Annotated in this window: 13 protein-coding genes; 12 read left to right on the top strand and 1 reads right to left on the bottom strand. The window is 39.1% G+C overall.

The window, feature by feature from the left end; all coding sequences use genetic code 11:
* The first annotated feature begins 112 nt into the window (after nt 1-112).
* The 5 genes from IL355_RS12330 to IL355_RS12310 all read left to right on the top strand — a co-directional run bounded on the left by IL355_RS12330 (nt 113) and on the right by IL355_RS12310 (nt 5,630).
* Nucleotides 113-1,072 carry a hypothetical protein gene (locus IL355_RS12330; RefSeq protein ID WP_192462420.1) on the top strand — a complete coding sequence of 320 codons (960 nt, stop codon included), beginning with the start codon at nt 113-115 and terminating at the stop codon, nt 1,070-1,072.
* A 92-nt stretch (nt 1,073-1,164) separates the two neighbouring features.
* Nucleotides 1,165-1,407 (top strand): DUF3820 family protein, encoded by a 243-nt coding sequence (locus IL355_RS12325; protein ID WP_192462419.1) that lies wholly within the window; start codon nt 1,165-1,167, stop codon nt 1,405-1,407.
* Nucleotides 1,408-1,456: 49 nt separating this feature from the next.
* Complete coding sequence (locus IL355_RS12320; protein WP_192462418.1) at nt 1,457-3,100, top strand: CTP synthase; 1,644 nt, start codon at nt 1,457-1,459, stop codon at nt 3,098-3,100.
* 88 nt (nt 3,101-3,188) lie between these two features.
* The gene (gene yidC, locus IL355_RS12315) at nt 3,189-5,033 is read left to right on the top strand and encodes a membrane protein insertase YidC (RefSeq protein WP_192462417.1); all 1,845 of its coding nucleotides are present in this window, start codon (nt 3,189-3,191) and stop codon (nt 5,031-5,033) included.
* Nucleotides 5,034-5,084: 51 nt separating this feature from the next.
* The gene (locus IL355_RS12310; RefSeq protein ID WP_192462416.1) at nt 5,085-5,630 is read left to right on the top strand and encodes a hypothetical protein; all 546 of its coding nucleotides are present in this window, start codon (nt 5,085-5,087) and stop codon (nt 5,628-5,630) included.
* 479 nt (nt 5,631-6,109) lie between these two features.
* Here IL355_RS12310 and IL355_RS12305 read toward each other — a convergent pair whose 3' ends face one another.
* The gene (locus tag IL355_RS12305) at nt 6,110-7,522 is read right to left on the bottom strand and encodes a fasciclin domain-containing protein (RefSeq protein WP_192462415.1); all 1,413 of its coding nucleotides are present in this window, start codon (nt 7,520-7,522) and stop codon (nt 6,110-6,112) included.
* Nucleotides 7,523-7,930: 408 nt separating this feature from the next.
* Here IL355_RS12305 and IL355_RS12300 point away from each other — a divergent pair, with 408 nt between their 5' ends.
* From IL355_RS12300 to IL355_RS12270, 7 genes are all read left to right on the top strand, one after another.
* Nucleotides 7,931-8,884, top strand: coding sequence for an MBL fold metallo-hydrolase (locus IL355_RS12300; RefSeq protein ID WP_192462414.1), 954 nt, complete (start codon nt 7,931-7,933; stop codon nt 8,882-8,884).
* Nucleotides 8,866-9,825, top strand: coding sequence for a CPBP family intramembrane glutamic endopeptidase (locus IL355_RS12295; RefSeq protein ID WP_192462413.1), 960 nt, complete (start codon nt 8,866-8,868; stop codon nt 9,823-9,825). The genes IL355_RS12300 and IL355_RS12295 overlap by 19 nt, the downstream gene beginning before the upstream one ends.
* Before the next feature lie 149 nt (nt 9,826-9,974).
* Nucleotides 9,975-11,117: a serine hydrolase domain-containing protein gene (locus IL355_RS12290; RefSeq protein ID WP_192462412.1), complete on the top strand. Its 1,143-nt coding sequence runs from the start codon at nt 9,975-9,977 to the stop codon at nt 11,115-11,117.
* Between the two features lie 142 nt (nt 11,118-11,259).
* The gene (locus tag IL355_RS12285) at nt 11,260-11,538 is read left to right on the top strand and encodes a hypothetical protein (protein ID WP_192462411.1); all 279 of its coding nucleotides are present in this window, start codon (nt 11,260-11,262) and stop codon (nt 11,536-11,538) included.
* Between the two features lie 247 nt (nt 11,539-11,785).
* Nucleotides 11,786-12,277 (top strand): Cif family virulence factor, encoded by a 492-nt coding sequence (locus tag IL355_RS12280; protein ID WP_192462410.1) that lies wholly within the window; start codon nt 11,786-11,788, stop codon nt 12,275-12,277.
* 540 nt (nt 12,278-12,817) lie between these two features.
* Nucleotides 12,818-13,381 (top strand): nuclear transport factor 2 family protein, encoded by a 564-nt coding sequence (locus IL355_RS12275; protein ID WP_192462409.1) that lies wholly within the window; start codon nt 12,818-12,820, stop codon nt 13,379-13,381.
* Nucleotides 13,382-13,773: 392 nt separating this feature from the next.
* A complete protein-coding gene (locus IL355_RS12270; RefSeq protein ID WP_192462408.1) occupies nt 13,774-14,544 on the top strand; it encodes a hypothetical protein in 771 nt (256 codons plus the stop codon).
* Nucleotides 14,545-14,591 lie beyond the last annotated feature (47 nt).

Below are 14,591 nucleotides of genomic sequence, written 5' to 3'. Positions count from 1 at the left end.
GCTTTTAAAGATATATTTTTTAGATTTATTTCCCCTTGTGTAATTTGCCTAAAAATAACAATACGCTGATAAGATGGTGAAAAGGGCTCTTTATTTTACGATAATTTCTTATATGTTTATAATGATCGGTTGTTCGCATTCTATAGATGCTGAAGAATCACTGGAAGGTGAAAGCAACCGCACAGCTATTGATTCTTCACAATCTGGACTTGCACCTGTGGTAGAAATGGATACTACCAAAGCAGATTTCCCAGCCGAAATTACATATGGCACGTTTAATTTTTCGGGAATAATTCCCAGTAGCACGGCGAAGATTCCTAATTGTACGGATGGGGTTCCAAAATTAGTGCAGTTTGATATGGTAGATTCTCTTGGAACAAGATGGTTGAGCGAAAAACCGGTTGTAGAACAAAAGGGAGTTTTTATGTCGGAAGTTGATAGTATGCCTATAGGAAACTACACCATCAAGCACATAAATTTATTATCTGCTGAAAGAGATACGCTTTATGGCGTTCCTACGAAGGCGGATACGGATATTATTGATTATGTGGAGGGCGAGGTGCCTGCATACGCCCAGACACCCATGGCCGATTATTTGGATACTGTACTGCCCTTAAGTATCACAATTTCAGAAGAAAATACAGTGATCGAAGCCACGGCTTTTTGTAATACCGTACTTGACTTGCCGGTACCCGATTCGTTGGGCGGGGGTATCAACACGGGCGAACTCATGACCATACCCATCTACATTACAGGTATCGAAGATAAAGGTGGTTTCACCAATGAAGAAGGTGTTTATGAACCCTATATGGACCTCTGTGCCGATTATTTCACGGTTACAATAGATGGTTACAGGGTTCCGGAAAGATACACATGGTCACAATTCAATCAGTATCATATTACAGTTCCTTCGGATTATGACTATATGAGTATACGTACGTATGATTTGGATGGTAGCCCAAATGGCATACAGGCAATTCAGTTTACCAGGGAAAACCCTTATGATGCTGAAATACATGGGGCACTGGTTTTTGATCAATGCGATCCGCAGTCACAAGATCCCATTAACTAAAATTATTAATATCCATTTTTAGTCTTAACTTCTTTTTTCCAAATGAAATACTTCCTTTGTAATTGGAAAAATGATTGTAGAAGTATTGGTATATGGAAGTATTTCCCGATAAGAGAAAACTCATAGAATTGGCACATTACCGCATGCCTTTTGGTAAGTTCAAAGACCGCTATTTGGTAGACTTGCCCGAGGCTTACCTGGTGTGGTTCAAGCAAAAAGGCTTTCCAGAAGGAAAATTAGGCTTATTACTGAAATCTACACTTGAAATCAAAGAGAACGGTTTAGAGTCCTTGATCCGTAAAATTCAGAAAGAATTTCCTCCCCTTAAACTGTGATATCTTAGGGCAATTTGTATCTTTGTGCCCCGTAACAAAGAAACCCAATATGTCTCAGACAAAGTATATTTTCGTTACGGGAGGTGTTACTTCTTCTCTAGGAAAAGGTATTATAGCCGCATCACTCGCCAAACTGCTTCAAGCACGTGGTTATAAGACCACCATTCAAAAATTAGACCCTTATATCAACGTTGATCCGGGAACATTAAACCCTTACGAACATGGTGAATGCTATGTTACGGATGATGGTGCTGAAACCGATTTGGATTTGGGCCACTATGAGCGTTTCTTGAACGTTAAGACCTCACAGGCCAATAACGTTACTACAGGACGTATCTACCAAAGTGTAATTGATAAGGAACGTAGGGGAGAATTTTTAGGTAAAACGGTGCAAGTAGTACCCCATATTACCAATGAAATTAAAGAACGAATCCAAATATTGGGCAACGGGGGCGATTATGATATCGTTATTACCGAAATAGGTGGTACCGTTGGTGATATAGAGTCGCTTCCCTACATTGAAGCGGTTAGGCAATTGCTCTGGGAACTGGGTGAAAATAACGCTATTGTCATTCACCTGACCTTAGTGCCCTTTCTGGCAGCGGCAGGAGAATTAAAGACCAAGCCTACACAGCACTCCGTGAAGGCCTTGATGGAAAGTGGAATTAAAGCAGATGTTCTTGTCTGTAGGACCGAGCATCAGATATCAGATGAAATAAAGGATAAATTGGCGCTTTTTTGCAATGTAAAAAGAGAGGCCGTTATCCAATCCATTGATGCCTCCACCATTTATGACGTACCGGTTTTAATGCAGGAAGAAGGCTTGGACAAGGTGGTTTTACAAAAATTGGCCCTTGCCAATATCATGGAACCCAACCTCACCCAATGGAGCCAGTTTTTGGAAAGACACAAGAATCCAAAGCACGAGGTTTCCATAGGATTGATCGGTAAGTATGTGGAACTTCAAGATTCCTATAAATCCATTTTAGAGTCGTTTATTCATGCAGGTGCCGCAAACGAGGTGAAGGTGAATATTCGCTCCATTCATTCAGAACACCTGCCAGATGGTAACCTGGAAAAGAAGCTGAAAGGCCTTGACGGAATTTTAGTGGCCCCGGGATTTGGGGAAAGAGGAATCGAAGGAAAAATAAATGCGGTAAAGTTTGCAAGGGAAAACGGAATTCCCTTTTTAGGAATCTGTCTGGGTATGCAAATGGCGGTCATTGAATACGCCCGTAACGTGGTTGGACTGGCCGATGCCAATTCTACTGAAATGAACGGCAACTCGGAAAATCCTGTTATCAATTTGATGGAAGAGCAGAAGAATATTACCGAAAAGGGAGGTACCATGAGACTTGGAGCTTGGGGATGCGAACTTTCCAATGGCAGTTTGGTTCAGGAAGTTTATGAAGGAGCTTCCGAAATTTCTGAAAGGCACCGCCACAGATACGAGTTTAATAGCGAATACAAGACCCAATTGGAGGAAGCTGGCTTAAGGGCCAGTGGCATCAACAAGGAAACCAACTTGGTTGAAATAGTGGAATTGGAACCTAAGGTGCACCCATGGTTTATTGGGGTACAATACCACCCTGAATATAAAAGTACAGTGGCCAATCCGCATCCGTTGTTCGTTGGTTTTGTAAAAGCCGCTTTGGCATATAAAAAGAAACAATCGAGTGCCAGTATGGCATAATATGCGTATTTGGGCATATATTTGCAGATCGCAATTCTGACCAATACAGATATTGAACCACATCAAGGTTCCAAGTAATTATATTTCAATGGAAGAAAAGAAACTGGACGTTAACTCAATTATAGGGTTTGTACTCATTTTTGGGATTCTAATTTTTATGTTCTATCAAAACAGGCCTACACCTGAAGAACTGGAAGCTCAAAAAGCGGAACAGGAGCAAATGGCGGAAGAAGCCCAAAAAGTAGAAGAAGAGTCCAATACCGTGGCCCCAGCAGTTAATTTTCAAGATTCATCGGCGGTAGCCAACTACAAAAGCAAGTTAGGTGCTTTTGGATTCACAAATCCTAGCGACAAAATCACCAAACTGGAGAATAAGCTCGTTTCCCTTGAAATTAGCAATAAGGGTGGCCAAATTGTGGAAGCTCGAATGAAGCAATTCCATACCTATGATTCGGTACCCGTATACCTCGTAAAAGACGGAAACGCTTCATACGGACTTAATTTTACCACATCGGATAATCGGGTATTAAATACCAAAGATCTTTATTTTGAGCCTTCATTGAGCAAAAGTAATGGTAACCAAGTACTTTCCATGAAAGCGAAAGCAGGACCAACCGCCTTTCTGGAGTACCGTTATGAAATGAAGGAAGATGATTATTTGGTAGACTTTACCGTACGTTCCCAAGGTTTAAACGGAATAATCGATGGTAGCAAGCCTATTGAACTTCAATGGGACCTAAAAAGCTTTAGGCTGGACCAAAGTGTGGAGTATGAAAATAGGTATGTAGAGCTTACCTATAATTACGAGGATGATAAGATCGACTACTTATCCGTTGGTGGTGATGATGAGGAAACGGAAGAGGATGTTAAGTGGTTGTCCTATAAACAACACTTTTTCAGTTCCATTTTGGCTACTAATCAGAGCAAATTTAAAACAGTGGAATTTTCTTCTAAGAACCTGGTAGAGGAAGAAAGTAAGGATACCAAGTTTACCAAAGCCTTTAGTTCCGTGATTCCCTTGGAATTGGCCGGAGGTGAATTGGCGCAAAACATGCACTGGTATTACGGTCCTACGGATATTAAGGTGTTGGAACAGTATGAGGAATTGGGACTGGATGACTCCATATCTTTTGGATGGGGAATTTTTGGATGGTTGAACCGCTATGTGTTTACGCCTTTCTACACCTTCCTTAGTTCTTTTTTACCTTACGGATTGGCCATTGTGGTCATGACCATATTGGTGCGTTTGGCCATGTCTCCAGCTACCTACAAGTCATACTTGTCCCAAGCGAAGATGAAGGTTTTAAGACCGGAAATCAATGAGCTGAATGAAAAGTACAAGGACAACGCCATGAAAAAGCAGCAAGAAACCATGAAGTTGTACGGCAAGGCCGGTGTGAGCCCCATGAGTGGTTGTGTACCCGCTTTACTACAAATGCCTATTTTCTATGCATTGTTCATGTTTTTCCCAACATCGTTCGCTTTAAGGCAGAAGTCCTTTTTATGGGCAGATGACCTTTCCTCATACGATACCATTGCAGAGCTTCCATTTAATATTCCTTTCTATGGGGATCACATAAGCTTGTTTCCCATTTTGGCATCGGTAGCAATCTTCTTTTATATGACGATGACAACCGGGCAGAATATGCCACAACAACCGGGTATGCCAAACATGAAATTTATCATGTATTTGATGCCGGTGATGATGTTGTTCTTCTTTAACAACTATGCGAGCGGACTTAGTTTGTACTATTTTGTATCCAACCTAATTACCATCGGTATTATGTTGGTGATTAAGAACTTTATTTTGGACAATGATAAAATTCATGCTAGGATACAAGAGAACAAGAAAAAGCCTAAAAAGGAGAATAAGTTCCAGAAAAAAATGAGGGAAATGATGGAAGAGGCAGAACGTCAGCAAAAAAACAAGTAAGCCCCTTGTTGGCAATAAATTAAATAACACTAATTGAAAGGATAAAAACAATTGAATTACTTCACAGCATTATGGATTTTCATAATTCTCTTGCTTAATTCTTGTGTAGAAGAACAATACGATAAAACAAAGGCACTTGAACAAGCTCATACCTCGCTAAATATTGGATATGAAACTTATTTGGCCTCCGAAAATATTAATTCACTATTGTATAAAGTCCGCGACAACAATTTTGAAATGGAGGACGTTATGGGTATTCATAGCTTATCGCAACAGTTGGTGAAGAAAACTGAAAAAAATATCGATTTACTATCGGTTGAAAAAAAAGACCATAGTGTGACATCATTATTTGAATCAACTATTACTTATCTAGAATCCGTTAAATTATTGGAAGAAAATATTCCTGTTTTCGTTGAAAGTATTTTTGACTCAACGCTAGTTGATAAACCGGAATTGAATCAAAGGATTGGAGAGTTAGCGATGGATGTTCAGAAAAAAGGACAGGATTGGCAAAATTCTAAAACTGAATTTTACACCACTCAAAATATTGGTCAAAAAGCAATTGACTCGATTGAAAAATTGATAACCAAAAAGTAAAAACTATTGTCAACAGTACCTATAGCAAATAAGGTGTAAAGTGCTATGTTTAATGGCTTGGGTTTGTTTATTAAGTCCGCCAAATCTTTTGGAATTGGCAATTTGAAAAGAAAAGATAATTACAAAACAAAAAGCTCTGGTTAGCGGACCAGACGGAAACGAAAAGTTTCCTAGCCTGCCCTACTTGCCATAGCCGAACCGATATCTTAAATAATAAAATGCAAAAACCCTGACGGTCTCCGTCAGGGTTTTATAGCATTAGTTAGGCTGGTTTGGTAAGATTTGGGATTGTGAAGATGCAACATAATCACTGTTCAAAAAAAATAGAGTTGTAAAGCGGTCAAAACTGTATGCTAACTAGTTAGAAGTAGTGGTCTTGTCCATAAATTGATTTAGCTATTGCCAAACGGAGAGGTGTTTGTAAATTAAAAGAGCCGCTATTTCTAGCGGCTCTTTTTTAATTCGGGGGAAAAATTTATTTAGTCTTCGGTATTGGGAATCAATACCATATCAATTGCATGAATAACACCGTTCATTGCCTGAACGTCTGCTTTCACAATTCCAACTCCCATGTTTCCGGCGCCGTCGGTAATGGTGAAAGAACCATCTGCCTCAGTGAAGGTTACGGAATCACCTTCAAGAGTAGCAGGTGACACAAGACCGTCACTTAAATCTTCAGACCTAACGTTGGCCATCGCAATAACATGATGATTTAAAACGGCCGTTAATGTTTCACCGGAAGGCACTTCTTCCAAGGCTTCAAATGCACTGTTAATTGGGGCAAATACTGTAAAAGGAGTGTTTTCTGTGGTAGAACTTAATACTGAAACAAAATCGGGCTGGTCATCGGCGATCAATGCGCCAACCAAGCTTGAAAAGTTTTCGCTATCGGCAACTGCAAAAGTAACTACGGTAGGTAGGTCAATAACGGTATCAACCGCATGGATAATTCCATTGGTGGTTACAACATCGCTCACAACTACCATACTTTGTCCGTTTAGCATCACACCGTCATCCACGTTCACGTAGATGCTCAAATTATCACCATCCTCATTAGTGGCGGCGGTACTCGCATACATATTGGATAAGTCGGCAGCGGCCAAAGAAGCACCCGCAATCACGTGATTGGATAGAATGGCATTTAAGTCGTTTCCATTAGGGTTTTCAAAAGCCGTAAAAGCATCGTTTACAGGAGCAAAAACGGTGAACATCTGTTCTCCATCACTCAATAAATCGGTAAAAGTTGTGTTGTCATCCATGGTCAAAGCGCCAACCAATTCGGAGAAACTGGCATTGTACAGCGCGTGATCAACTACATTTGGCAAACCAATTACTTGGTCAACGATGTGAACCACTCCATTGGAAGCCTCAACATCGGCCGTAGCCACAGTGGATCCGTTGATTTTTACACCGTCTGCTGTATCTACGTACAGGCTAATATTCTTTTCACCAACTCCGGCAGTAGATAGAGAACTTACATAGGTAGTTGATAAATCACCGGACATCAAATCACCGGAGACCACATGGTTCAAAAGCACTTGCTCCAAAACATCTTCTGGAATATCATCTAATGAGGCAAAATTGTTATCTGCCAAGAATGCTTCAAAAGCAGCGTTGGTAGGGGCAAAAACGGTAAAAGGACCATCTCCTTGTAATGTTTCTACCAATTCAGCTTCGGTAAGTGCTTCCACCAAAATACTAAGGTCGGCCGTGGCAACTGCTAAATCAACAATTGTTGTGGCCTCTTCTTGTTCTTCCTCTTCCTCTTCTTCCATTTCCTCTTCCATTTCAGGGTCTGGAGGGGTTATCCCGTTGTCATCGTCGCTACAGGATACTGCAAAAAACAGCATTAGGACCATGGGTACCAGTAATTTAATGTTGTTAAGTCTCATAATTCATAAATTAAATAGTTAATAATTTTCTTGGAAGCACTTCTTTGGATAATGCTTTACACTTAATAATGGTAGCAAGGTATTTTTATAAACCACATTTGTTTAACTTATTTGAAAAAAAGTTGAACGTTTTTAGTTTTGGTAAGGCTCAATTGGATTTATAGGGAAGTACTACATCAACTAGGGGTGGTTTAGCTAGGCTATTTTTTAGGATTATTGGTACCGTAGGTTTTGAACCTACATTTTAGGTAATGGCAGGATGAGAATTTATAGATAACCCTCATGTTAAATCTTCAAGTAATAACCTAGTAAAACTTTTTTGAAATCTGTAAAGGTGTAAATTTCTGATATTCTTATATTTACACTCCTCCCGATCGTTAAAGCAATCATCCTTAACATTTCTTGGCCATGAAAAGAAGACATTTCATTGCACGTAACTGTGGTCTTTTAGCTTCAGTTCCACTCATTGGACTTCAACCCTTACAACTTGATTTTATGAATACTGAGATTCATAAATGTAACATTGGCGAGTTTCAATGCACCATCTTTAAAGACCTAATGTTCACTTATAAGGCGAAGGATTATTTTATCAATGCCCCAGAACAGGAATTGAAGCAAGCCTTGGACTCCTATAAAATTGATCCCGAAAATATTGCTTCTCCTTACATAGCCATGCTACTTCAAAAGGGAAACCAGAAAATCCTTATTGATTCGGGTATAGGATTTTCCCAAGAACCCATAGAATTTAAAGGAAATAGTTTTGTGCTAAAAGGAAGATTGCAACAGTTGTTGGATAAGGAGCACATAGCTACAAATGATATTACTGACGTAATCATTACCCACTTTCATCCGGACCATATTGGGGGGCTGTTTTCCTCTGATGGAACCCTACTTTTTAAAAATGCCACCTTTCATATGCATCAAAAGGAATGGGATTTTTGGCATTCCTCAAAATCGGATTCCCAGCCGCCATTGTTCAAATTCTTTGTTGATAACAATATCACACCCTTAAAAAAAGAGAATGTACAATTGATCGCCCAAGACTATCATGAAATCTGTGAGGGGGTAGTGGCGGTAAATGCTGAAGGACATACGGCAGGTCAGATAGCACTTATTATTGGGGATAAAGATGAAAGGCTCCTCTATATATCAGATGCTTTCTTACACCCATTTCATATGGAGAAGTTGGATTGGCAGACCAGTTTTGATTTTGATCATGCAAATGCCAAAAAAACGCGAAATAAATTGTTGCATTTGGCACATACGGAGCGCATGATGATCAACGCTTTTCATTTTAACTTTCCTGGTCTTGGTTTTGCGGAGAAAAGCGGTGCAAACTGGAAATGGGTTTACCATGGGTAAAGAATTGGGATGTATATGGGAGAATTTCAAAACAGGGAGAAGAGCTCTATTGGATAAAAGGTATCGTAATCAATTCTATAAACGTAATAGCCAATCATAATAGGATGAAATCATTTTTCAAAGCTATTTTATTCTTACTGCTGCTCACCGCTCTCGATTTTTTGCTTCGTAAGGGCTTGCTTGCTTTTTACCTGCCCTTTCAACTGCCGCAGAATACCAACATATTGCTTCTTTTTACGCTGTTTGCCTTATCCGCTTGGCAGTTGACCCGCTGGTTTGGGAAATCGGATAAAATGACGCTCCGAGATTTGGGAATTACCTTAAGTGCTCAAAACCGGCGTGAGTTTTATTATGGTTTTGTAATCGGAGTCGTTTTGTGGGCGGTCGTTTCATTGTTGCAATCCTTCACCGCAGGTTTTTCTTGGGAGCTAAAACCGAATGTTACCTGGTACTACGTAGTCTATGGTCTCCTTTTTATTTTCATAGCCGATTTGGGTACCGAACTTTTTACAAGAGGCTACCCGCTACAATCCTTTGAGAAAAGTGTCGGGTCCTACTCAGCAATCTTGTTGATGATGGTTTTCGTGGGGTTCAAAAGTTATTCCTCTCAAGTGACAGGCGAACTCCTTTTCTATACCATACTGATTCCGGTACTACACACCCTATTTTTTAGTATCATCTATTTTAAGACCCGAAGATTGGGCGCTGCCTTGGGCATTCATACCGGTGCTAATTTTGTCACGATCAGTATATTTGACTTGAGGCCTGTAAATGAAAGCCAAGCCATACCATCAGGGGTTTTTCAGTCAGATGTCGATTTGGAGACCTTATCCCTAACCGCCTTACAACTCCCATGGATTTTTATGGCCATTGTTTTTAGCGGGATTGTTTTTTGGTGGTGGAAAAAGGGAGCAAATGGGCATACCGAAAAATTCAATTAAAAAGATAGGTGGGGCGGGAGCAATATTTTATTTATATTCGTCTTGAATCCAACGGATTAAACATCTTCCCCTAAAAAAAGAACCGTTACAACTTCCCCCTTAGTTTGATATTTACATTAAATCGTGACTAAAGGTTAAATATTTAATGAGTGAGAAAGTTAGTAGAAACCGTTTATAGAACCGAAGGCATTATGATAAAAATAGCCATAGTATTGATTACTTTATTCCTAAATGCGCTAGCGGTGGTTGCTCAAGCAGACGGTGACCTACGCACTAAGATAGAGGAACTTACCCAAAAGTTATATGAAGAGGGAAAATTACATGGCGCACTCTTGGTGGCTGAAGGGGAAGAAATCATTTATGAAGGGGCTTTTGGTTTTGCCGATCGAAACCTGAAAATTCCCAATTCCCCTCACATGCGTTTCTGGAATGCAAGTATAGGTAAAATGTTTACCGCTGTACTTATACTTCAATTAGTGGAAGAGGGTAAACTCCAATTAAATGACCCCATCTCGAAACATCTAACTTGGTTCAAACACCCAGAGAGTGATAAAATAACCATTCATGACTTGCTTGCGCATCGTTCGGGATTCAAGAGTACGGTGTATGAGGAACGAGACAAGGCTGAGCACAATGAAAAAAGTCAGCGAAGTATTCTAGAACACAAGATTTCAAAAGTAGATTTGGCATTTGAACCGGGGACCGCCTTTTTATACAGCAATACGGGCTATGTATTACTTTCCGAAATAATCATGGGAAATTGGGGAACCGACTACAACAAAATCTTGCAAGAGCGCCTTTTTATTCCCCTCGGGATGAAACAAACCTATTGGTCAGAAGCCGTATACGGACCCAATACTCCGGTGCTATACCTTCAAGATGGCAATGCCTACTTAGCGCTACATGATCGTGATTTCACAGGTGCCGGAGGGGAAAAAACTACCCTTCGTGATATGCATAAGTTCATGCTGGCGGCGGGAACGAACCAATTGCTTTCTCAAGAATCTTGGAACCTCGCTTTTACTCCCCATTCGCTTCCTTCGGAAGCAAAGAGCGATTGGGGTCCGCACCAAAGTCCCTATGGGTATGGCTTTAGCCTGATAGATCTTCCATATTCCCCTAATCAAACCGCTAAGACCATAAGCCACGGTGGGGCAGGTAAGGGTACCTCCAGCTATGCACTCCGGTTTTTGAAAGAAAACCGAATAGTTATTCTCTGGAACAATGAATTTAAAGACCCCATGCTTTTTGAGTTGTATTTGGCCCTTTCCGAAGGCAATTCAAAAAAATAATTGATAAATGAATTTGAGTCTTGAAAAAAAACAGTGATTTAATTTTTGAACAAAATGATTTAGCGGTAAAATCTATCGATGGTTTAGTATCGCTTCAACATATGGTCTCGAATTAAAAGAAATTCATTTAAGTGGAACCTTTATGCTTAAAAGGGAACTAAAAGGAGCAAGTTATACCTCTTTACGAAACGTTTACACGGCCAAAGTTCAGAAAGGTATGGCCAAAAGGCCTGAGGGTGTATCGGAAATTAAATGTCTTTCTGTTGATGAAGTGATGAAAACAATAACCTTTCCGCATATCAATCTTATGGTCAAACAAATCATGAGTAATCCTAATGACATTTGGGGTGGTACCTTACTCCAGTTCAAAGAAAACGATATTTGGCGAGCAAAGGTGGTGGAAGAATTTTACGGACTTTAGATTATAGTTTGGGTGATGAATTCAGTTACCCTAAAACCATCGTTACCAACGGCCTACTTCCATATAATTTGATCATATCAACCAATACTAGCCCGACAACGCCGTTCTGACGAGTATGCAATCTGGTGTGCTCCCTTGTATTTTTCTTTTTTACGTACCTTTCGGTTGGACAGTCAAAAATCCAAACGCGAGACTACACATAGCCCTGCGTTGCAATAATTTGGAATAATCATAAATCCGATATCAAATGAAATATACATTATTTATTCTGCTGGCTTTGTTTTTGATTTCCTGTCACGAAACAAACAAAGAAAATGATTTAAAAACGTCAAATTCAAAGGGAATAGACCTAGAAGCAGAATTAAACTCAATTGAAGAATTAAGAAGTGGTTTCGAACTTGCAATTAAAGAAAAAAGGTATGGAGATCTTAAAATGTACGGAACGAAAGATATTATTTCGTTAACACCTGTTTGTGGGGAATGGGAGCAATATAAAACCCAAAGGGCGAACCCCAATGAATTATTTAGTTACGACAGTTTGGTTATGAGACCCAAAGAGACAATTATAGTAAGTGATAGCGTCGCTTATGATTTTGGTACGAGCTCTGTTTATTATACTAATACAGAGGGTCAAACAGTAGAAATTACTGACACTTTTTTAGCTATTTTAAAAAAGGACAAAAATAATGGTAGATGGAAATTACACAGAGAAGTTGCTACAACTAATATGATGGAATAAACTATTGCAATTTTATATAACCCCAATTTTGGGGTACCCATGCCTATCGGTACAATCACGCCTAAATCCGCTTGAAATTGCTAAAGCAAGTACAAAACCGAAAATTAATGCATATTGAGACGTAACTATGGTTAAAGGAGCCTATGTTGAAGAATGATTCATAACACTTTTATTGTTTTTCAAATGTATTCATTGGTCGCTTCGCTTGGTCACCTAAAGATGAACTCAAACGCCCTATTCTAACCCCGCCCACAGTTACCCCAAAACGTAAGTTGCTGGTAAAGGATTGTTTTTTAAGTGAATACGGATAAGTAAACGTACTAGGTAATAAGATTTTACCTATATTTAGACGTTGATCGTTAAGATTAAAATTCTCCCCTAAAACATATCAAATAAACAAGTGTAGTATTGCATGATGTTATTTGATATACAAAAAATCAGCTTTATACCTATAAAGGGTTAGTCTATAGATGTATATAGTTGCGAAGTTTAAAATCTCTATTTGTTAGCGGTAATAACAACCAACCAAAGTAAATAATTATGAATCACTCCAAACATTTCTTTTCGACTAGTCATAGAATAATAGGACTTCTATTTATTGTAGTTACGTGCTTTCTAATTCAAGCTTGTAAAAACGATAAAAATGAAACCAATCCAGAAACTAAAATTGAGAATGAATCGAACGAAATTGCACTCAAGAGTGAAGCTATTGAAGAGATTTTAGCACAAGAAAATGCTTGGGCAGCTGCTCTAGTCGCTAATGAGATGAGCACGGTAGCCTCTTTAATGCATAGAGATTTTCGGCTAATTAGAGCATATGGCGATGCACCACCTATTAGTAAAGATATGTATCTTGGAATGGAAGGAATGAGCGCCTTATCGGCAGATGTTACATCATTAAATATTTCTGAAGAATTGGATTCAATAGTTGTTGCAAGAATTACGATGACATTGGATTGGGAACAGGAAGGTGTTGGCAAATTACCACCTCATTTTGATATGATTGACATATGGAAAAAAAATGATGGTGGTATGTGGCAAATTCTTTCAAGAATAAGTCAAATTGCCAAAGAACCATATACTGACCAAAAGAGTACTGAATAATAAAATACTGCCGCTAAAGACGCATATAGCTCATAACGGGTGAACGGCAACTGCAAGTTTTTTGCGTTGTAGCCAAGTTTGATTCGGACAAAAGGAAAGTGCTTCGAAATGCCCTATGTTTCAAAACCATGATCGATGATGCTCAATGAGTCATAAAACACTTTATTTTTTTAAAGGCATTCAATGGTTGTTTCGCTCGGTCACCTAAAGGGACCCTCGATCATAACTGTACGGATCAACCCCTACCAGCCCGATAAAACCGTTCTGGCGGGTATGCCATATGCTGCGCTCTTCATGTTTTTCTTTTTTATGTACCTTGTCGGTACTATAATCAAAAATCAAACGCACGACTACACATAGCCCTGCGTTGTGTGTAATTAGACCAAAAATTTGTGAAGAAAAAACTATCATTATTGTTCGTAGTTATATGCTTTTCAAATCTTCACTCCCAAGATTTCGAACTAAGAATAACCCCATTCATTAAAAGTAAAATTGTATTCAAGGAAGGGAGTTCAAAAGACGGATTTTTAAGATTGGCTAGTTCCGTCTTCAAACTTAGGTTTAAAGAAAAGGAAGGCGACAAAGAAAGTAAAATTGACTATGAGTTAGTCGAAAAAATTATAACCAATCCGTATACAGAAAACGAACGGACTTTTCAATACCTAAATCACAACTACAGTAAATTCAAAATTTTCACCGAATTAATTTACCAGGACTTTTTAAGCATCTACATCTCCTTATCTGATGCCGATGAACTTTTTTACTCGGATTTTGACAGACAAAGCATACCTGAAATGATGGCTCAAGCAAGATTTGACAATCGCACTGGACATTTTAATAGACTCAAAAGTTCTGATACTTTAGAATTGCCAAATGGTAAGAAAATAGCATTGCCAATAAGGTACTCATACTATTACAATCTGAGTTACGGAAGTGCCTCTGGAATTAGCCCAACATTAAGTTACTATCTTTTAAAACAGGGAGATTCGATACTTTATAAAAGCGAAAAGAACAAACGTTTTTTAAAGAAAGCTAGGCCTATAATTGAAAACTGTCCTGATATTCAACTGGACTTGGAGGAAGACAAATTAACTCTGCGGAATTTACCTAGGTTTATAGAATATTACAAAATGACCTGTGGAGTTGAGGAAAAAAATGAATAATTAACTACGCCCAGCAATGGGCCACCCTTAAACAACCCCTTAAACAA

The organism is Euzebyella saccharophila, assembly GCF_014855495.1.
In the GTDB taxonomy this organism is placed as follows: Bacteria; Bacteroidota; Bacteroidia; order Flavobacteriales; family Flavobacteriaceae; genus Euzebyella; species Euzebyella saccharophila.
This window is presented reverse-complemented; position numbering and strand designations above follow the sequence as displayed.